Raw genomic sequence first — 17,273 nt, forward strand, 5'->3', positions numbered from 1 at the left:
GCAAAAAGCCGCGCCACCGGGGGCGAATCGTGAGGGTGTGAGAAATGCGGGTTAGTACCTCGACATTCCTCTAGTCATAGCCGCTTTCTATTAGGAAACTGGAAACCGATGAAACAATCAGAACTCTGTGAAGTGCTCGGACTGAGCAAAGCGCAAGTCTCCAAGCTGGTCGCGCGTGGGATGCCGACCGACACCCCCGAGGCCGCGGAGGATTGGCGCCGCAAGAACCTCGAACCGATGATGCGGATTTCGCACCAGGCGCGAAAAACGCGCGCTGGCATGCTTCGCGACGAGAGCGCCGGCAGGCAGGCGGACCCGACCAACCCGATTGACGCCGTGGTGTTCGGCGTGCTGCCGCAACTGCTGTTCGAGCGCGCTGCGCTGCTGAAGGTGCTCGCTGATGCCGGCATCGAACCCACACCCGACCAGTTCAACTGGTTCGCCGCTGAGCTTTCCGCACACCTCTGGGCCGTGCTGACGCGCGGCATGGGCTTTCCCGACCGCGACCTGAACTTGCCCGAGTGGATGAACGAAATCCCATGAGCGTCGAGCTTTTCCGCCGCGCTGCCGCTGGCGACTTCGCCCCCGAGGTGCTGCACTACCTCTCCGAGAGCGCGCGCCGACACCGTGCCGGCCTCGACCTGGAACGTGCATACGGCCTCGATAGGGCATCCCGCGAGCGCGAGTGCCGCCTGGCATTGTGCGAGGCTGACGCGCTGCTGACTGCGGGCGCCGCCCTTGGCATCACATGCCGCGCCAAGCGCCTAGCCGCCGCAATCAAACGGTTCGATGGCCGCCTAGCGCCATTGCTGGCGCGCGATCCTCAGATGGACCTGGCGCCGATAGATGACGCTGTGCGCCGCGCCCTCGACGCGGGGCGCGATCTGCGTATGCCGACCACGGACCGCAACCTGCGCGCCTGGATTCGCTGACGCAACAAGGATGCAATAGGCGAGCATCATCCCGAGAATATGGGCAGGATGGCTCCATCACCACCAGGAGCAGACCGTGACCACCTATATCGAACGCATGATGGCCAGCCCGCAGGGCGGCATTCCCCGCCCGAGCGCCGCCGCGCCGCACGCCCACCACCCCGCCGACCTGCTCGCCGCTGGCGCCGACGCCCTCGCCGCCGCCTTCGGCATCGAGACCCGCACCCCGCACCCGCTCGCCGCCGACCTCGACACGGCGCCGCTGTCGCGCCTGGCGTACGCCGCTGGCCTTGCCATCCGTCCGCAGCAGTCGTACGAGAACGACCGCGCGGTGATGGCACGAGGGATGCAGTCCGCCGACTACGCCGGCCTGCTCGCCGCCGCAAGCATGACCCTCGTCAACCGGCGCTTCGACGCAGCGGCCGAACACCTGGCGTTCTGCGCGGTGATCGAATGCCGCGACTTCAAGCCACTCGAGACCGCCGCGACCGGCGTCGACCTCGAACTCCCCGAGGTGCGCGAGTTGGGAGAGCCGATTTCCGGCTATGTCGCCTTCGGCGCCGGCAACACCGCGCAACTGAAAACCTACAGCCGAATTCTGCGCATCGCCCGGAACCTGATCATCAACGACCAGGCCGGCATGATTGCCGACACCGTGGCGCAACTTGGCGCCGCCGCCGCGCGCACCGAAGCGCGCGAGCTATACGCCGTGCTCGAATCGAATCCGACCATGGACGATGGCGAGCTTGTGTTCCACGCCGATCACGGCAACATCGTGGCATCCGCTCTCGACGTCACCAGTCTGGGCACGGCAATGGCCGCCCTGCGCACGATGACGCTCACCGGTGGCAATGCGGCCGATCTGCCGGCCGCGCATCTTGTCGTCGCCGCTGACCTGGAGCTGGCCGCGCGCAAGTTGGTGCACGAGGCCGGTTTGCAGATCACCGTGACCGCTTCGAGCCGCCTGCCGAGTGGCCGCTGGTATCTGCTGCCGTCGCCCGAGGTGGCGCCGGCCGTCGGCGTGCTGCGCCTGCGCGCTCGCACCACCCGGCCGGCGATGGTGGAGGCGTGGCGGGGCGAAGCGTTCGACGGCGTGCTGTTGAAACCCCGTGTCGATACCGGCGCGGTTTTGGTCGCGCGGACCCTGATCCGTGGGGGCGCGTGATGTTCGGCACCAATGACCCCGCCGACCGCTACCAGGCCGCCGCCAAGCAACTGACGAAAGCCGAGGCCGCGCACCGTGCGAACCTTGACCGGCTCTATGCGGCGCCCGAGGCCCGCAACGCCGCGCAGATCACGCCGCTACGCCGCGACTGCGAACGGACGGAGCGCGTGCTGCAAGACGCGCTGAAAGCCGCCCACGAGGCGCACAGGGCCTATTGGGCGCAGCGCCGCGACGAACTGCGCGACGAGCTGAAGCGTATCGCGCTGGTCCTGGCCGAATACAACGCCCTTGCCCGCCTTGCTGGCGACACCTCGCCGCACCCGGCACAGCGGCACCTGCAAAGCCTCGAAATCGACGGCATCACCGCTGAAAACTATCTGGCCGACGGCGTGCTTGGTGAGGATTCCGGCATCCCGCAAGAGGCGCCCGATTCTGCGCTGCTTGAGGACGAGCTTGGCGCCTGGCGACCCTTCTGAACACCCCTGCGGGGAGTGAAGCCTAGCGGTAGGCACCGGGCGCGGCTGACAGGCTGAAACAGCGCGCACGGCAGACCACCGGACGCGGGGATTGGTTGCCCCCGCTGCAAGGTCTGCCGCCCTCACCCGAGACACCCAAGACATGAAGCTGCCCCCCACCACCGAACTGCGGCGCATTCACCCGCTGATCGAAGTCCCGCCCGAACTGCGGGGCCCCGACCTGGCGCGCACCGCGCACCACGAGGCCGGCCACGTTGTGCTGATGGAGTGGGTAGGCATCACCCCGACCGGCGCGAGCGCGACCGAGCGTGGAGGACTGGCGCATTGGGACCTGACCGAGATCGCCGACGCCACCCCGGTCGACTATGACCGCCCGCTGGCCGCCGCACAGGCCGCCGCGGTCATGCATGCAGGAATCGTCGCCGAGCTGATCCATGCCGGCCTGCCGTGGGCGGGCGTGCTGTACCGTCCTCGCTCGCAGGACTGGCAACTCGCCGCGCAACTACTGGCGCCGCACTTCGGTGTCAGCCTGGCAGGGCACGGCTTGTCACAAAAAACCGCGCACGCCGTCCTAACGCATCACTGGCCGCGCGTGCAGCAGATCGCCGCCGAACTGATCGAGCGCGGCACCTGGAGACCGGGTTATTCCTCGCCGGAACCCTCTACCACACCCTGAAATTGGAGCTGCTATGCAAACCATCCCCTTGACGTTCAATGAACGAACGATCACTGTCCGCGAACTCCCCGTCGGTGAAATCCGCAACTGGTATCAATCCCTTGTGGCTGGCGAGCTCTTTGGCGACTGGGTGCAAGAGACCGCGCTCGAGGACATCGGTCTTGTTGACCTCGCGTTCATGACCGATGCAGCCCCGGCCGACCTCGAGGACTTGACGCACACGGAGCTTCTGGAGCTCGCCGCGGCGGCCCGGTCAATCAACCCTGGCATCTTCCGCTTGCGCGCCCACATTCGAGCATGCGCGAAGGAGATCGACCGCCTTCTCGAGGTCCGCGCGTGATGGCCGGCCCCGAATACAAGGTCAAGTTCAGCGGCGACACCGCCGGCTTATCAAAGGCCGCCAGGCAGGCCGAAGGCATCCTTGCCGGCTTGTCGAAAAGGGTTTCAGGGCTTCAGCAGCTGGCCGCGCAGACGATGGCAGGCCGCAGTGCTGGCGCGCTGGCCCTGCTGGGCGGAACAGGCGCCTCTGCGGCGATTGCGGCCGCCAGCGCCGTCGGTGCGGCCATGGTGGCGAACGCCGCCCGCGTGGCAACGATGGCCGACGAGTTCGGCAAGTTGAGCCAGCGCACGGGCGTGGCGGTTGAGGACCTGTCCAAGCTGGCCTATGCGGCGAGTCTCAACGACGCCACCCTTGCCGACCTCGAGCAAGGCCTCAAAGGTCTGTCGAACAAGATGCAGGAAGGTTCGACGGCATTCTCGGAACTCGGGGTGGCGGTGCGCGACGGCGCTGGCAACATGCGCCCGGTCAAGGACGTGCTGTTCGACCTCGCCAACGCCTTCCAGCGACTGCCCGATGGTGCGCAGAAAGCCGCACTGGCGAACAAGCTGATGGAAGAGTCCGGCGTTCGTCTGATTCCCCTGCTGAACAACGGCGCGGAAGGGCTCAGGGCAATGGCTGACGAGGCCGAGCGATTCGGCGTCACGGTGTCGGCCGAGTTGGCGGAACGCTCGGCCGAGCTGAACGACAACATCGTCCGCATGAAGGCATCAGCGACGGGCCTCGCCAATGAGCTCGGCGAGGCACTGATTCCCGCACTGGCGAGCTTCACCTCGCAGCTGCTGCAAAGCCGTGCGGCCGGCGAAGGCTGGGGCGCGGCGATCTGGGCAGGCCTGTTCGGTGCCGAGGATCCTGCCGAACGGATCCGCGATCTGACCAAGGAAATCGCGCGCCTTCGCGGCGAGCGCGCGAAGATGGAGCGCGGCGAACTTGGGTTCAATGCGCGGATTGATACGGAGATCGCCGCCGCCCAGAAAAGCCTAGCCTTCTACCGGTCACTGGTCGAACGTCAGGCCAGCGAACCGAAGCTGGCCGAAGAGAAGGCCGCCGCCGAGCGAAAGCGTATCGAGCAGGACCTCGCCCACGCCCGACAGCGCATGTTCGACTTCATCGCGGTCAAGCATGGCTTGGCGTCCGAGGTGATCCTGAAGGACGGCGCCGAGCGACACAAGGCGGAGATGCGCAGGGCGAAGGAACTCGCCGCCGAGTACCAGAAGACCTATGACACGGCAGTTCAAGCCGCGAAGAAAGCAGATGAGGAGGCGCAGGCCTTGCTGCGCCAGGCAAGTACCGCGCTGACGAGCCGAGGCGCCCAAGCGCAGGCGCTGCGAGACCGCAATCGCGACCCCGCCGAGATCAGCAGCGAGGCACAGCGCCGCTCTACGATGCTGATCGATGAGGCCCGCCGCATGTCGGTGTTCGCGCAGAATGCAGCGCTCGACGGCCGCGCAGAGAAGGCGCAGGAGTATTCCGAGAAGGCGCTCGAGCTCTCGAAAGAGGCGGCCGACTACGCGAACAAGATCGGCGATACCGATTTTGCTGCAAGGCTTGTGGATCAGATCGGGCAGATCGAGAAGGCCTCGATTGAAGCGCAAGCGCGGATCAAGCGGCAGGAAGCCGACCAGTTCGACCAGGACGCCCAAGCGCAACTGAGCCTCTTGCAAGAGCAGCTTTCGGAGATCGCCCGCCTGAAGAACGTCGAGATTGACGCCGACATTTCAAAGGCGACAGCGAAGGTCAGCGAGATTCAATCGCAACTCGACGCCTTACCGCCGAAGAAGGTGGTCGAAATCGAGGTACGCACCAAGGGCACAGGAGGTGCGACGGGTAGTTTCGAGCTCAAGCCGGAGGGCAGTTTTGCTACGGGGGGCCTGATCCGCGGCCGCGGCACCAGCACGAGCGACAGCATTCTCGCCAGGCTCTCGAATGGCGAGTACGTCATTCGAGCGGCTGCCGTGCAGCGCTACGGGGTGGACTTCTTCGAGCGCATCAATGCCATGTTGCCCCGGTACGCAACTGGCGGTCTTGTGAGCAACGTCAACCCCGGGCGCCTCTCAGCCGCTGCGGCGGCACCTGGTGCATCAGGAACGCCCATCGTGCTGAACTGGCCTGATGGCACCTCGTCGCGCATGAGCGCTGAATCAGCAGTCGCCGATGAGATCGTGCGGGTATTCCGGCGAGCTTCCTTGCAGCGCGGCCGGCGCAAGTAGTGACGCCATCGCGCGCGCGGGGAGCACTAGGAAGGGCAAATTGCCCACTTTGGGGCGTTCGTGGAATCGACAAAACTGGTACACCTGAAGTACACAAACGCCAGAAAGCAAAAAGGCCAACCCCGAAAGATTGGCCTAAGTGCTTGATTTTACTGGTGCCGGCAAGAGGAGTCGAACCCCCGACCTTCGCATTACGAATGCGCTGCTCTACCAACTGAGCTATGCCGGCTGAGGGCGCGGATCATACAACAGCGCCCCGACCGCAGCAACCACCGAAACATTCAAATTCCGCGCCCCGCGGCCCAATACAAAAAACTTTTGCGCACATCTTCAGTTTGTATGGAGAGTCGATTACACTTCGCGCCAATTCAGGGCGGAGGAGACAGGCCCGAATCAGAACGCGGCGCCGCGGGACATCTGATCCCGCGGCAGCACGCGCGAATCCGGGATCCCCGCTCCCAGCGCTGCGACAAACTCGCCGCCGCCTCTTCTCTGCTCTGTACGCTCCCCCATGTTCGGCCTGGACCTCTTCGAGATCGCCCTCATCGGCATCGCTGCCTTTGCCGCCGGTGCGGTGAACTCGGTGGCGGGAGGCGGGACCTTCTTCTCGTTTCCAGCCCTGCTCGCCATTGGCGTCCCCCCCGTGATGGCGAACGCGAGCAACTCGGTGTCGCTGTGGCCGGGCAGCCTTGCAGGCGCCTGGGCCTTCCGGCGCGAGCTCAAGCGCTTCGCGCGCGTCCTGCCGATGCTGTCGGCCGTGGCTTTCGTTGGCGGCACCTGCGGTGGCCTGCTGCTGCTGGCGACCTCCAACGCCGCCTTCACCAGGCTGATCCCATGGCTGCTGCTGGTGGCGACCCTGCTGTTCGCCTTCAGCGCACAGATCTCGACGCTGGTGAAGAAGTGGAAACCCGCTCCGGCCGGCACCGACGAACGCCATATCGGGCCCGGGGGCTACCTCTTCCAGCTCGTGGTATCGATCTACGGCGGCTTCTTCGGCGCCGGCATGGGCATCCTGATGATCGCCGCGCTCGCCATCCAGGGCTTCAAGGACGTGCATGAGATCAATGCGCTCAAGAACTGGTTGTCGGCGGTGATCTACAGCGTCGCGGTCGCCACCTTCGTGATCGCCAACGCCGTGTCGTGGCCGCACACGGTGATCATGATCATCACCGCCACCATCGGCGGCTACTGGGGCGCAGCGATGGCGCGCAGGCTGCCGGCGGTGTGGCTGCGACGCTTCATCATCGCCGTCGGCGGACTGCTCACCCTGTACTACTTCGGCAAGACGCTCTGACCGGGATGCTGGCCGGCCTCTCCGCCGCGCTCGGCGCCGGCCTGCTGTGGGGGCTGGTGTTCCTGACCCCGCTGGTGCTCGACGACTATCCCGGATTCATGCTCGCGGTGGGCCGCTACCTGGCCTTCGGCGTGCTCGCGCTCGGGCTGGCGTGGTTCGACCGCAAGGCGCTGATGCAGCTCGCGCGCGCCGACTGGGTGGAAGCGGCCAAGCTCGCGCTGATCGGCAACCTCCTCTATTACGCCACCCTGGCAAGCGCCATCCAGCTTGCCGGCGCGCCCGTGCCGACGCTGATCATCGGCACGCTGCCGGTGGTGATCGCCATCAGCGCCAACCTGCTCGACCGCCGCCGGGGCGGTGGCGAGGACACGGTGGCCTGGCCACGCCTGATCGTACCGCTGGTGCTGATCCTGGCCGGGCTCCTCGCCGTGCATGGCGACAGCGGGCACGGTCTTTCCGCAGGCGGCGACGACTACCTGCTCGGGCTCGCCTTTGCCGTCCTCGCCCTCGCCTGCTGGACTTGGTATCCGATCCGCAACAGCCGCTGGCTGCGCGCGCGCAGCCCCGGCCTGGCGCGGGCGTGGGCGACGGCGCAGGGCCTCGCCACCCTCCCGGTCGCCGTGCTCGCCGGCCTCGGCTATTGGGCCTGGGGCCTGTTCGGCGCCGCGTCGGCGGCGCCCTTCGACTGGCCGCTCGGTCCGCAGCCGCAGCGATTCGTGCTGATGTGCCTGCTGCTCGGTCTGGCCGCCTCGTGGCTCGGCACCCTGCTGTGGAACAAGGCCAGCCAGTCCCTGCCGGCCGCCCTCGTCGGCCAGTTGATCGTGTTCGAGACCCTTGCCGCCCTGCTCTACGCCTTCATCTGGTACCAGCGCTGGCCCAGCCTCGCCGAGGCCGCAGGCATCGCGCTGCTGGTGGCGGGGGTGATCGGCGGCGTGCGCGTCTTCAGCCCGGCAGGCGACACACGCGCTGCAACGCAATAGGCGGCTTCGCCGCGGGGGTCGTCGCCGTGATCCGCGCCCCGCACATCGACCGACCTTGCCCGAGCGGGTATGATTCGGCGCTTGTTTATTGCGCCGCACCATTCATCCTCCTCTCCCGCAATGGACCAGCTCACCCAGATCATCCTCCAGGCGGGCCGCTCGGCAGTCGAGCTGTCCCTGTTCGTGCTGCTGCCGATCATGGTGGTCATGCTGTCGCTAATGCGCCTGCTCGAGGCTCGCGGCGCCATCGACTGGGCGGTCGCGCGTCTGGCGCCGCTGCTGCGCCCGGCCGGGCTTACCGGGCTGGGCGTGTTCGCCGCCTTGCAGATCAGCTTCGTCAGCTTCGCCGCCCCGGTCGCCACGCTGGCCATGATGGAGGGCCGTGGCGCCTCCGACCGCCACCTGGCCGCCACCCTGGCGATGGTGATGGCGATGGCGCAGGCCAATGTCACCTTCCCGATGGCCGCCATGGGCCTGGCCTTCGGCCCGGCGCTGTTGCTCTCCTTCGTCGGCGGCCTGGCGGCGGCGGCCGCCACCTACCACCTGTTCGGGCGCCGGCTGTCGAGTGCTGAAGGCACGCTCGACGAGACCCTGCGCCACCCGGTGGCCGAGGACGCCAAGGGCGTGCTCGACGTGATCAACCGCGCCGGCGCCGAGGCCTTCAAGATCTCGATCGGCGCCATCCCCATGCTGGTGCTCGCCCTCGTGGCGGTGATGGCGCTACGCGCCTCGGGGGCGATCGACGCGCTGACCCACGCGCTCACGCCACTGCTCGCCCTGCTCGACATCGACCCCGCGCTGATCCTGCTCACCCTGACCAAGTACATTGCCGGCGGCACGGCGATGATGGGGGTGATGGACGAGATGCTCAAGAGCGGCGCGACGACGGTGGCCACGCTCAACAACAGCGCCGGCTTCCTGATTCACCCCCTGGACGTCGCCGGCGTCGCGGTACTGATCTCGGCCGGTCGCCGTGTTGCTACAGTGTGGAAGGCCGCCGCCCTCGGCGCGGCGGTCGGCATCGCGATGCGCACGACCGGCCACGCCCTGCTGGCAGCCTGAGCCAGCGGCCGCGCCTTGCGCTGCGGCAGTACGAATCTGCACGGGAGACCTTTCACATGATTGCCGCACTCACCCTCCTGCTCGTCTTCCAACTCGCCGGCGAGGTGATCACCCGCGCCCTCGACCTGCCCATCCCCGGCCCGGTGCTCGGCATGGGCCTCTTCTTCGGGTACCTGATGCTGCGCGGCGGACCGAGCGAGGACCTGCGCAAGACCGCCGGCGGCCTGCTGCAGCACCTGTCGCTGCTGTTCATCCCGGCCGGCACCGGCATCGTGCTGTATGGCGAGCTCATCGCCGCCGAATGGCTGCCGATCGTGGCGGCGCTGGTCGGCAGCACGGCGCTCGCCATCGTCGTCACCGCGCTGGTGCTGAACGCCCTGGTCAAGCGTCGGCGTACCGGCGCCGACAGCGAGGGAGGTGCCCGGCCATGAGCCCACGCCTGACCGAACTCTGGGTCTACCTGTCGACCTCGCCCCTGCTCGGCCTCACGCTGACCCTGCTGGCCTACCAGGCGGCGTTCTGGCTCTACAAGCGGGCCGGCTTCCATCCGCTCGCCAACCCGGTGATGCTGGCGGTGGCGATGGTGGCGAGCGTGCTGGCGCTGAGCGACATGGACTACCGTACCTACTTCGACGGCGCCCAGTTCGTGCACTTCCTGCTCGGCCCGGCCACGGTGGCGCTGGCGATCCCACTCTACGCGCAGTGGCCGCGGCTGAAGGCGATGGCCGGCCCGCTGCTGATCGCGCTACTGGTCGGCTCCTTCACCGCCGCCCTCTCCGCCTATGCCATCGGCGCGCTGCTCGGCGCCAGCCAGGCCTCGCTGATGTCGCTCGCCCCCAAGAGCGTGACGATGCCGATCGCGATGGCGGTGGCCGAGCCACTGGGCGGACTGCCCGCGCTGGCGGCGGCCATGGTGATGGTGACGGGTGTGCTCGGCGCCGTCGGCGGGCGCTACCTGTTCCGCTGGCTGCGCATCGGCGACCACGCGGTGCGCGGCTTCGCAATCGGCCTCGCCTCGCACGGCATCGGTACCGCGCGCGCCTTCCAGGTCAGCGAGCAGGCCGGCGCCTTCGCGGCCCTGGCGATGGGGCTGAACGGATTGCTCACGGCAGTGTCCCTGCCATGGATCCTGCCCTGGGTGGAGCGCCTGTTCGCGCGCTGAACGCCGCGGCTGCCCGCACGCTGGCCCAGGAGCTGCCCCACAACCCGACCGAGAGGCCTGCCGCGTGCTGAGCGCCGTTTCCCGCTGGATCGACCGCAACATCCTCGAACTCGGCCGCGAGATGCGGCTGTCCTACCTGCCGCCGCTGATGGTGTATTGCGCCGCCGGCATTTCGGGCCTCACCGGCATCGTCGGCACCTTCTTCGTCAAGGACTACCTCGGCCTGTCGGCGGCCTTCCTCGCCGCCCTCGGCTTCTGGGCCGGCATTCCGTGGGCGCTGAAAATGCCGATCGGCCATCTGGTCGACCTGCTGTGGCGCTACAAGGCGGGGCTGGTCTATCTCGGTGCAAGCCTGATCGCGGCCAGCCTGCTGATCATGATCGGCCTCATCGGCAAGCCCGACGCGATGCGCGCGCTGATGCCGGCAGAGGCCTGGTTCGTGCTGTCGGTGCTGCTGGCGCCGGTCGGCTATGTCATGCAGGACGCCGTCGCCGACGCGATGACGGTCGAGGCCGTGCCGCAGCTCGACGACGCCGGCCGCCCCCACGACGAGGCCACGCTGCGCCTGATGCATACCACGATGCAGACGCTCGGGCGGGTGGCGATCATCGGCGGCAGCGTGCTCGTCTCGCTCGCCAATGTCGTGATGTTCCGGGGCGCCGAGGCCCTGCCCGAAGCCGACAAGGTGGCGATCTACCTGCGCATCTACGAGCTGGCCCTGCTCATCCCGCTGCTGTCGGTCAGCGGCGTACTGCTTGCGCGCTGGCTCAAGCGTCGTGAGGCGAGGCGCCTCGCTGGCCTGGGCCACGATTCGAGCGCGATCGACCGCATGCTGCACGAGCCGCAGGAGCGCACCGCGCCGAACTGGTGGATCCTCGGTGGCAGCGCGGTGTTCGTCGCCCTCACGCTGAGCGTCGGCCTGTCGGGCATGCCCTATGGCCAGGAGGTGATCTTCGTCGGCTCCTTCACCGTCATCGCGGTGATGATGGGTCGCCTGCTGCGCGAGCTCTCGCCCAGCGCCCGCAACACCTTGCTCGGCACCGCCATCATCATCTTCGTGTTCCGCGCCATTCCCACGCCCGGCGCGGGCTCGACCTGGTGGATGATCGACGAGCTCGGCTTCGACCAGTCCTTCCTTGCCAAACTGTCGCTGATCGCCAGCAGCCTCACCCTGCTCGGCCTGTTCCTGTTCCGGCGCTTCATGGCCGAGAAGTCGATCGTGCACATCGTCGTCTTCCTCACGCTGGCCACCACCCTGCTGTCGCTGCCCATCATCGGCATGTACCACGGCCTGCACGAATGGACCGCAGCGGTGACCGGCGGCGTGGTCGACGCGCGCTTCATCGCCATCATCGACACCGCGCTCGAGTCCCCGCTGGGCCAGGTGTCGATGGTGCCGATGCTGGCCTGGATCGCCAACTCCGCGCCGGCTCATCTCAAGGCCACCTTCTTCGCGGTGATGAGCTCCTTCGCCAACCTCGCGCTGTCGGCCTCGCAGCTCGGAACCAAGTACCTGAACCAGATCTACACGGTGACGCGCGAGGTGCGCGATGCGGTGAGTGGCGCGATCAGCGTGCCGGCCGACTACAGCGAACTCGGCCTGCTGCTGCTGACGGTGACCCTGCTCGGCCTGCTGCTGCCGCTGGCGGCGATCGGCCTCACCCGGCTGGCCGGCCTGCGCAGCGCGTGAGCGTGAGCGTGAGCGGGCAACCCGGCGCGGGTTGACCTGGCGCATTGCCTTCCGCCGTCGGCAGGCGGACACTTGAGCCCATTCAACCCTGAGGGAGGCAGAACATGACACCCAGCTCGGTACACGACATCCGCAACCTTGCCCTGCTCGGCCATGCCGGCAGCGGCAAGACCTCGCTGGTCGAGGCCCTGCTCGCCGCCGCGGGCGAAATCGGCGCTGCCGGCAGCGTCGAGCGGGGCGACACGGTGTCGGACTTCGACCCGCAGGAAAAAACGATGGGTCACTCGCTGCATGCCGCGCTCGTCCACCTCGAAGCGGCCGGACACTGGATCAACCTGCTCGACACCCCGGGCCTGCCCGACCTCGCCGGGCGCGCCCTGCTCACCCTGCCCGCGGTGGACACCGCGGCGGTCGTCATCAACGCCGCCGCCGGCATCGAGAGCGGCACCCGCCGCATGATGACGGCCGCGAAGGGCAAGTGCCGGATGCTCGTGGTGAACAAGATCGACGCCGCCGGCGCCGACTTTCTGGCGCTGATGGAGAGCATCACCACCACCTTCGGCCGCGAATGCCTGCCGATCAACCTGCCCTCGCCCGACGGCAGCCGCGTCGTGGACTGCTTCTTCAGCCCCGACACCAGCGCCACCACCGCCTTCTCCAGCGTCGGCGCCGCCCACGATGCGATCGTCGACCAGATCGTCGAGCTCGACGAGGCGTTGATGGCGCAATACCTCGAACAAGGCGAGTCGCTCGATCCCGAGCAACTGCACGCCCCCTTCGAGCAGGCGCTGCGCGAAGGGCACCTGATTCCGGTGTGCTTCGTCTCGGCACGCAGTGGTGCCGGTGTGCGCGAGCTGCTCGACATCCTCGGCAAGCTCGCGCCCGACCCGACCGAGGGCAACCCGCCGGTCTTCCTCAAGGGCGAAGGCAGCGCCGCCGAGCCGGTCGCGGTCGCGCTCGACCCCGAGCGCCACGCCGTCGCCCATGTGTTCCAGATCGCCAACGACCCCTATCGCGGCAAGCTGGGCCTGTTCCGCATCCACCAGGGGGAGATCACCCCCAGCTCGCAGCTCTTCATCGGCGACGGCCGCAAGCCCTTCAAGGTCGCCCACCTGCTGCGCATGCAGGGACGCAACGCGGTGGAGACCACCCGCGCCGTGCCGGGTGATCTGTGCGCCGTCGCGCGCGTCGACGAGATCCAGCGCGACGCCGTGCTGCACGACTCGCATGACGAGGACTACTACCACCTCGCCCCCACTGCCTATCCGCAGCCGGTGTTCGGGCTCGCGCTGATGACGCGCAAACCGGCCGACGAACAGAAGCTGTCCGAGGCGCTGGCGCGACTCATCGAGGAAGACCCCTGCCTCGAGGTGAGCTTCGACCCCCGTCACCGGCGCACGGTGGTACGCGGCCTCGGCGAGCAGCACCTGAAGATCGTGCTCGAGGAGCTGGCCACGCGCTGGAACCTGCAGCTCGACACCGCCGCGCCCAGCATCCCCTACCGCGAGACGATCTCGGTGGTTGCCGAGGCGCGCTACCGGCACAAGAAGCAGAGCGGCGGCGCCGGCCAGTTCGGCGAGGTCGCGCTGCGCGTGGAACCGCTGCCACGCGGCGCGGGCATCGAGCTCGCCGACGAGGTCAAGGGCGGCACCATCCCGACCAACTACATGCCGGCAGTGGAAAAGGGCGTGCGCCAGGCACTGGCCGAAGGCGCGCTCGCCGGCTTCCCGATCCAGGACATTCGCGTCGTCGTCACCGATGGCAAGCATCACGCGGTTGACTCGAACGAGGTGTCCTTCATCACCGCCGGGCGTCATGCCCTGATCGAGGCCGTGCTCGCGGCCCGGCCGCTGGTGCTCGAACCCCTGCTCGACGTACAGGTGAAGGTAGCCGACGCGCTTTTCGGCGAAGTCAGTGCCGAGCTTGCGGGACGCCGCGGCCGCCTTACCGCGACCGACAGCCCAGCGCCTGGATGGACGCTGATCTCGGCTCGCGTGCCGATGGCGGGGCTGGAGGGCTTCGAGAGCCGGCTCAAGGCCATCTGCGCCGGTGAGAGCGAATTCGTCCTCGAGGCCGGCGGTCACGAGCCCGCCCCGCAGGACGTACAATCCGATCTCGCCCGCGAGTACGCCAGCGGCACCAACGGCAACGGCGCACACTGATCGCCTGCCCGGCCCGGCGTGGCGACGTCGGGCCGCCAACGACCGATGAAGCTCACCGAACACCACCGCGCCTATTGGCGCATCAACCTCCTGCTGACCCTGCTGCTGCTGCTGATCTGGTTCGGCGTGACCTTCGTGGCCGGCTATTTTGCCAACGAGCTCAACGGCGTCCAGTTTCTCGGCTTTCCCCTCGGCTTCTACATCTTCGCCCAGGGCGCGCTCATCGCCTACCTGATCATCATTGGCGTGTACGTGATGGTGATGAACCGCCTCGATCGCCGCTACCGCGTGAAGCAGCGCCACTGAGCAGCGCGTTCGCGCCACCTGCCACGCGCACGCTCAGACCTGCTGCCAACTCACTTGCCCGATGAGGACGCCGACTCGTCGGGCGCTTTCTTCTTGCGCCCCCAGGCAATGGGGTGCGCATGTCTGCTGAGCATGAAATCGAGCAGGAACTTGCTCCAGATCGTCACGCCCGCGGTCGAGCTCCACGTCTCGTAGTCGAGCTGGTGGACCAGCACGCCGTAGATCACGGCGACAATGATGATGCCGCAGATGAAGTTGATGACCGCGGTGAAGGGGGCGAACTTCGCCGGGTTGGGCGGCGGCATGCCGCGCTTGAGCGCGACTTCCGAAAAGTCGCGCTTGAAGACGATGCGATAGGCCCGCCTCAGCCAGAAGAAGGCGATCGGAAACAAGGCCAGAAAAAGAATCAGGGTCAAAACAACGCTTACGTCCAGAACCATGCACTGCTCCAGTCACGACGGGCGGCTCGACAGCCGCAGCCCGCAAGGTGCCACAAAAGAAAGAACCCCGCCATTCAATACGGTGGCGGGGTTCTCGGGAGCAGCCTTCCTTCGCGGGGAGGGCCGGCTGCTCCATTACTGCGCCTGAAGCTTAGTGCGCGCCGTCGACCGCCTTGGCGCCACGCGGGATACGCACTTCTTCGACCAGGTGCTGGATGTGCTCCGGCGGCTCCTTGGTGACCTTATCCACCGCGAAGGCGATGACGAAGTTCACCAGTGCACCGATCGCGCCGAAGGCTTCCGGCGTGATGCCGAAGAAGGCGTTGGGGCCGCCGATCAGATCGACGAACTCGGTGCCCTTGACGAAGAAGATGCCCTTGTGTGCGAACACGTAGAACAGCGTGACGAACAGGCCAGCCAGCATGCCGGCGATGGCGCCTTCCTTGTTCATCTTCTTGGAGAAGATGCCCATCATGATCGCCGGGAACAGCGAGGACGCCGCGATACCGAAGGCCAGGGCCACGGTACCGGCCGCAAAGCCCGGCGGGTTCAGGCCGAGCCAGCCGGCAAGCACGATGGCACCCGCCATGGCGATCTTGCCGACCAGCAGCTCGTTCTTGTCCGTCATGTTGGGCGCGAACACGTTCTTCACCAGGTCATGCGACACCGCCGACGAGATCGCCAGCAGCAGGCCCGCTGCGGTCGACAACGCCGCCGCCACACCGCCCGCCGCAACCAGCGCGATCACCCAGTTGGGCAGCAGCGCGATTTCGGGGTTGGCCATCACCAGGATGTCGGCATTGACCGTCAGCTCGCTGCCCTTCCAGCCAGCCTGCTCGGCCTTGGCGACAACGTCGGGGTTCTTGGTGGCGTCGTTGTAGTACTGGATGCGACCGTCGCCGTTCTTGTCTTCCCACTTCAGCAGGCCGGTCTTTTCCCAGCGGGCCATCCAGTCCGGACGCTCGTCGTACTTGAGGCTGGACTCTTCCGCGTACAGGTCGCCATTGGAAGCAATCGCGCTGTTCACCGTGGCATGCAGGTTGTACTTGGCCATCGCTGCAACAGCCGGCGCGGTGGTGTACAGGATGGCGATGAAGACCAGCGCCCAGCCCGCGGAGTAGCGCGCATCAGCCACCTTCGGCACGGTGAAGAAACGGATGATGACGTGCGGCAGGCCCGCGGTACCGATCATCAGCGACACGGTGTAGACGAACATGTTGAGCTTGCTGCCCGGCACCGAGGTGGTGTACTCGGCGAAGCCCAGATCGGTGACGACCTGGTTCAGGCGATCGAGCAGGGAGACGTCCGTGCCGACCAGGTTCGAGCCGAGGCCGAGCTGCGGCAGGAAGTTGCCGGTGAGGTTGAGCGAGATGAACACCGCCGGGATGGTGTAGGCCAGGATCAGCACGATGTACTGCGCCACCTGGGTGTAGGTGATGCCCTTCATGCCGCCGAACACCGCGTAGGCGAACACGATCGCCATGCCGAGGTAGATGCCGGTCTCGTTGCTGACACCGAGGAAGCGCGAGAAGGCCACGCCCACACCGGTCATCTGGCCGATCACGTAGGTGATCGAGGCGGTCAGCAGGCAGATCACCGCCACCGTGCTGGCCGACTTCGAGTAGAAGCGGTCGCCGATGAACTGCGGCACGGTGAACTTGCCGAACTTGCGCAGGTAGGGCGCCAGCCACATGGCCAGGATGACGTAGCCGCCGGTCCAGCCCATCAGGAACAGGCCACCGCCGTAACCCATGTTGGCGATCAGGCCGGCCATGGAGATGAAGGACGCTGCCGACATCCAGTCAGCCGCGGTTGCCATGCCGTTGGTGACCGGGTGCACGCCACCGCCGGCGACGTAGAAGTCGCTGGTGCTGCCTGCGCGCGCCCAGATGGCGATCCCGATGTAGAGGGCGAAGGACCCGCCCACCACCAGGTAAGTCAGAGTTTGAAGATCCATATGTCCCCCTGTTTATTCTTCGTGAACGTCGAACTTGCGGTCGATCTCACCCATCTTCTTCGCATAGAAGAAGATCAGCGCGATGAACACATAGATCGAGCCCTGATGCGCGAACCAGAAGCCCAGCGGATAGCCGCCAAGATGGATCGAGTTGAGCGCGTCGGCAAAGATGATGCCGGCACCAAACGAGACCAGAAACCATACGATCATGATCTTGGTCAGGAGGCTTAGCGTGGCTTTCCAGTAGCCTGCTGCATTGTTTTCCATAACGTCTCCTCGTCAGAAGTGAAACTCCCGCGCCACATGTCTCCGGCCGCAACAAGGCCCGATCCAAGCAACTGCGGAGGCATTATAGAAACATCAGTCTTACTTATCGCTTACAACACCTTACAGGGCTGTTAATTGGCGCCCGGCAGCGCCGCGG

18 protein-coding genes and 1 tRNA gene are annotated in these 17,273 nt (G+C 66.8%); 15 read left to right on the plus strand and 4 right to left on the minus strand.

Annotated features, from left to right (window positions below; genetic code table 11):
- Positions 1-108 precede the first annotated feature (108 nt).
- The 7 genes from PLC66_RS06580 (at position 109) to PLC66_RS06610 (ending at position 5,796) form a co-directional block, all read left to right on the plus strand.
- The gene (locus tag PLC66_RS06580) at positions 109-543 is read left to right on the plus strand and encodes a hypothetical protein (protein WP_324538607.1); all 435 of its coding nucleotides are present in this window, start codon (positions 109-111) and stop codon (positions 541-543) included.
- Positions 540-932, plus strand: coding sequence for a hypothetical protein (locus PLC66_RS06585; protein ID WP_324538610.1), 393 nt, complete (start codon positions 540-542; stop codon positions 930-932). Before PLC66_RS06580 ends, PLC66_RS06585 begins: the two co-directional genes overlap by 4 nt.
- 76 nt (positions 933-1,008) lie before the next feature.
- A complete protein-coding gene (locus PLC66_RS06590; RefSeq protein ID WP_324538611.1) occupies positions 1,009-2,097 on the plus strand; it encodes a phage major capsid protein in 1,089 nt (362 codons plus the stop codon).
- Positions 2,097-2,573 (plus strand): hypothetical protein, encoded by a 477-nt coding sequence (locus PLC66_RS06595; RefSeq protein ID WP_324538613.1) that lies wholly within the window; start codon positions 2,097-2,099, stop codon positions 2,571-2,573. Before PLC66_RS06590 ends, PLC66_RS06595 begins: the two co-directional genes overlap by 1 nt.
- Before the next feature lie 142 nt (positions 2,574-2,715).
- Positions 2,716-3,249 carry a hypothetical protein gene (locus tag PLC66_RS06600; RefSeq protein WP_324538615.1) on the plus strand — a complete coding sequence of 178 codons (534 nt, stop codon included), beginning with the start codon at positions 2,716-2,718 and terminating at the stop codon, positions 3,247-3,249.
- 13 nt (positions 3,250-3,262) lie between these two features.
- Positions 3,263-3,589 carry a hypothetical protein gene (locus PLC66_RS06605; RefSeq protein ID WP_324538617.1) on the plus strand — a complete coding sequence of 109 codons (327 nt, stop codon included), beginning with the start codon at positions 3,263-3,265 and terminating at the stop codon, positions 3,587-3,589.
- Entirely contained in the window at positions 3,589-5,796 is a 2,208-nt protein-coding gene (locus PLC66_RS06610) for a coiled-coil domain-containing protein (protein ID WP_324538619.1), read from the plus strand. The genes PLC66_RS06605 and PLC66_RS06610 overlap by 1 nt, the downstream gene beginning before the upstream one ends.
- A gap of 153 nt (positions 5,797-5,949) precedes the next feature.
- Here PLC66_RS06610 and PLC66_RS06615 read toward each other — a convergent pair.
- Positions 5,950-6,025, minus strand: a tRNA-Thr gene (locus PLC66_RS06615).
- A gap of 282 nt (positions 6,026-6,307) precedes the next feature.
- Here PLC66_RS06615 and PLC66_RS06620 point away from each other — a divergent pair.
- The 8 genes from PLC66_RS06620 to PLC66_RS06655 all read left to right on the plus strand — a co-directional run bounded on the left by PLC66_RS06620 (position 6,308) and on the right by PLC66_RS06655 (position 14,452).
- Positions 6,308-7,090, plus strand: a complete 783-nt coding sequence (locus PLC66_RS06620) for a sulfite exporter TauE/SafE family protein (RefSeq protein WP_324538621.1) — start codon at positions 6,308-6,310, stop codon at positions 7,088-7,090.
- A 5-nt stretch (positions 7,091-7,095) separates the two neighbouring features.
- Positions 7,096-8,070 carry a DMT family transporter gene (locus tag PLC66_RS06625; RefSeq protein WP_324538623.1) on the plus strand — a complete coding sequence of 325 codons (975 nt, stop codon included), beginning with the start codon at positions 7,096-7,098 and terminating at the stop codon, positions 8,068-8,070.
- Positions 8,071-8,190: 120 nt separating this feature from the next.
- Complete coding sequence (locus PLC66_RS06630; RefSeq protein WP_324538625.1) at positions 8,191-9,132, plus strand: nucleoside recognition family protein; 942 nt, start codon at positions 8,191-8,193, stop codon at positions 9,130-9,132.
- Between the two features lie 56 nt (positions 9,133-9,188).
- Complete coding sequence (locus PLC66_RS06635) at positions 9,189-9,563, plus strand: CidA/LrgA family protein (protein WP_324538627.1); 375 nt, start codon at positions 9,189-9,191, stop codon at positions 9,561-9,563.
- On the plus strand, positions 9,560-10,294 hold the full coding sequence (locus PLC66_RS06640) for an LrgB family protein (protein ID WP_324538629.1): 735 nt from the start codon (positions 9,560-9,562) through the stop codon (positions 10,292-10,294). The genes PLC66_RS06635 and PLC66_RS06640 overlap by 4 nt, the downstream gene beginning before the upstream one ends.
- A gap of 64 nt (positions 10,295-10,358) precedes the next feature.
- Positions 10,359-11,984: an MFS transporter gene (locus tag PLC66_RS06645; protein ID WP_324538631.1), complete on the plus strand. Its 1,626-nt coding sequence runs from the start codon at positions 10,359-10,361 to the stop codon at positions 11,982-11,984.
- 104 nt (positions 11,985-12,088) lie between these two features.
- The gene (fusA, locus tag PLC66_RS06650) at positions 12,089-14,146 is read left to right on the plus strand and encodes an elongation factor G (RefSeq protein WP_324538633.1); all 2,058 of its coding nucleotides are present in this window, start codon (positions 12,089-12,091) and stop codon (positions 14,144-14,146) included.
- A gap of 45 nt (positions 14,147-14,191) precedes the next feature.
- Positions 14,192-14,452 (plus strand): DUF4212 domain-containing protein, encoded by a 261-nt coding sequence (locus tag PLC66_RS06655; protein WP_324538635.1) that lies wholly within the window; start codon positions 14,192-14,194, stop codon positions 14,450-14,452.
- A 50-nt stretch (positions 14,453-14,502) separates the two neighbouring features.
- On the opposite strand, the gene PLC66_RS06660 is transcribed toward PLC66_RS06655, so the two are convergent.
- The 3 genes from PLC66_RS06660 to PLC66_RS06670 all read right to left on the minus strand — a co-directional run bounded on the left by PLC66_RS06660 (position 14,503) and on the right by PLC66_RS06670 (position 17,116).
- The gene (locus PLC66_RS06660) at positions 14,503-14,892 is read right to left on the minus strand and encodes a hypothetical protein (RefSeq protein ID WP_324538637.1); all 390 of its coding nucleotides are present in this window, start codon (positions 14,890-14,892) and stop codon (positions 14,503-14,505) included.
- Between the two features lie 151 nt (positions 14,893-15,043).
- Complete coding sequence (locus tag PLC66_RS06665; RefSeq protein WP_324538639.1) at positions 15,044-16,849, minus strand: sodium:solute symporter family protein; 1,806 nt, start codon at positions 16,847-16,849, stop codon at positions 15,044-15,046.
- A gap of 12 nt (positions 16,850-16,861) precedes the next feature.
- Entirely contained in the window at positions 16,862-17,116 is a 255-nt protein-coding gene (locus PLC66_RS06670; protein WP_324538641.1) for a DUF4212 domain-containing protein, read from the minus strand.
- Positions 17,117-17,273 lie beyond the last annotated feature (157 nt).

Source organism: Thauera sp., assembly GCF_035444905.1.
In the GTDB taxonomy this organism is placed as follows: Bacteria; Pseudomonadota; Gammaproteobacteria; order Burkholderiales; family Rhodocyclaceae; genus Thauera.

What these genes read in the sequence shown, in the direction of transcription:
- PLC66_RS06580 (WP_324538607.1), top strand. Translation starts at nt 109, where the DNA reads ATGAAACAATCAGAACTCTGTGAAGTGCTCGGACTGAGCAAAGCGCAA.
- PLC66_RS06585 (WP_324538610.1), top strand. Translation starts at nt 540, where the DNA reads ATGAGCGTCGAGCTTTTCCGCCGCGCTGCCGCTGGCGACTTCGCCCCC.
- PLC66_RS06595 (WP_324538613.1), top strand. Translation starts at nt 2,097, where the DNA reads ATGTTCGGCACCAATGACCCCGCCGACCGCTACCAGGCCGCCGCCAAG.
- PLC66_RS06600 (WP_324538615.1), top strand. Translation starts at nt 2,716, where the DNA reads ATGAAGCTGCCCCCCACCACCGAACTGCGGCGCATTCACCCGCTGATC.
- PLC66_RS06605 (WP_324538617.1), top strand. Translation starts at nt 3,263, where the DNA reads ATGCAAACCATCCCCTTGACGTTCAATGAACGAACGATCACTGTCCGC.
- PLC66_RS06610 (WP_324538619.1), top strand. Translation starts at nt 3,589, where the DNA reads ATGGCCGGCCCCGAATACAAGGTCAAGTTCAGCGGCGACACCGCCGGC.
- PLC66_RS06620 (WP_324538621.1), top strand. Translation starts at nt 6,308, where the DNA reads ATGTTCGGCCTGGACCTCTTCGAGATCGCCCTCATCGGCATCGCTGCC.
- PLC66_RS06625 (WP_324538623.1), top strand. Translation starts at nt 7,096, where the DNA reads ATGCTGGCCGGCCTCTCCGCCGCGCTCGGCGCCGGCCTGCTGTGGGGG.
- PLC66_RS06630 (WP_324538625.1), top strand. Translation starts at nt 8,191, where the DNA reads ATGGACCAGCTCACCCAGATCATCCTCCAGGCGGGCCGCTCGGCAGTC.
- PLC66_RS06635 (WP_324538627.1), top strand. Translation starts at nt 9,189, where the DNA reads ATGATTGCCGCACTCACCCTCCTGCTCGTCTTCCAACTCGCCGGCGAG.
- PLC66_RS06640 (WP_324538629.1), top strand. Translation starts at nt 9,560, where the DNA reads ATGAGCCCACGCCTGACCGAACTCTGGGTCTACCTGTCGACCTCGCCC.
- fusA (WP_324538633.1), top strand. Translation starts at nt 12,089, where the DNA reads ATGACACCCAGCTCGGTACACGACATCCGCAACCTTGCCCTGCTCGGC.
- PLC66_RS06655 (WP_324538635.1), top strand. Translation starts at nt 14,192, where the DNA reads ATGAAGCTCACCGAACACCACCGCGCCTATTGGCGCATCAACCTCCTG.
- PLC66_RS06660 (WP_324538637.1), bottom strand. Translation starts at nt 14,892, where the DNA reads ATGGTTCTGGACGTAAGCGTTGTTTTGACCCTGATTCTTTTTCTGGCC.
- PLC66_RS06665 (WP_324538639.1), bottom strand. Translation starts at nt 16,849, where the DNA reads ATGGATCTTCAAACTCTGACTTACCTGGTGGTGGGCGGGTCCTTCGCC.
- PLC66_RS06670 (WP_324538641.1), bottom strand. Translation starts at nt 17,116, where the DNA reads ATGGAAAACAATGCAGCAGGCTACTGGAAAGCCACGCTAAGCCTCCTG.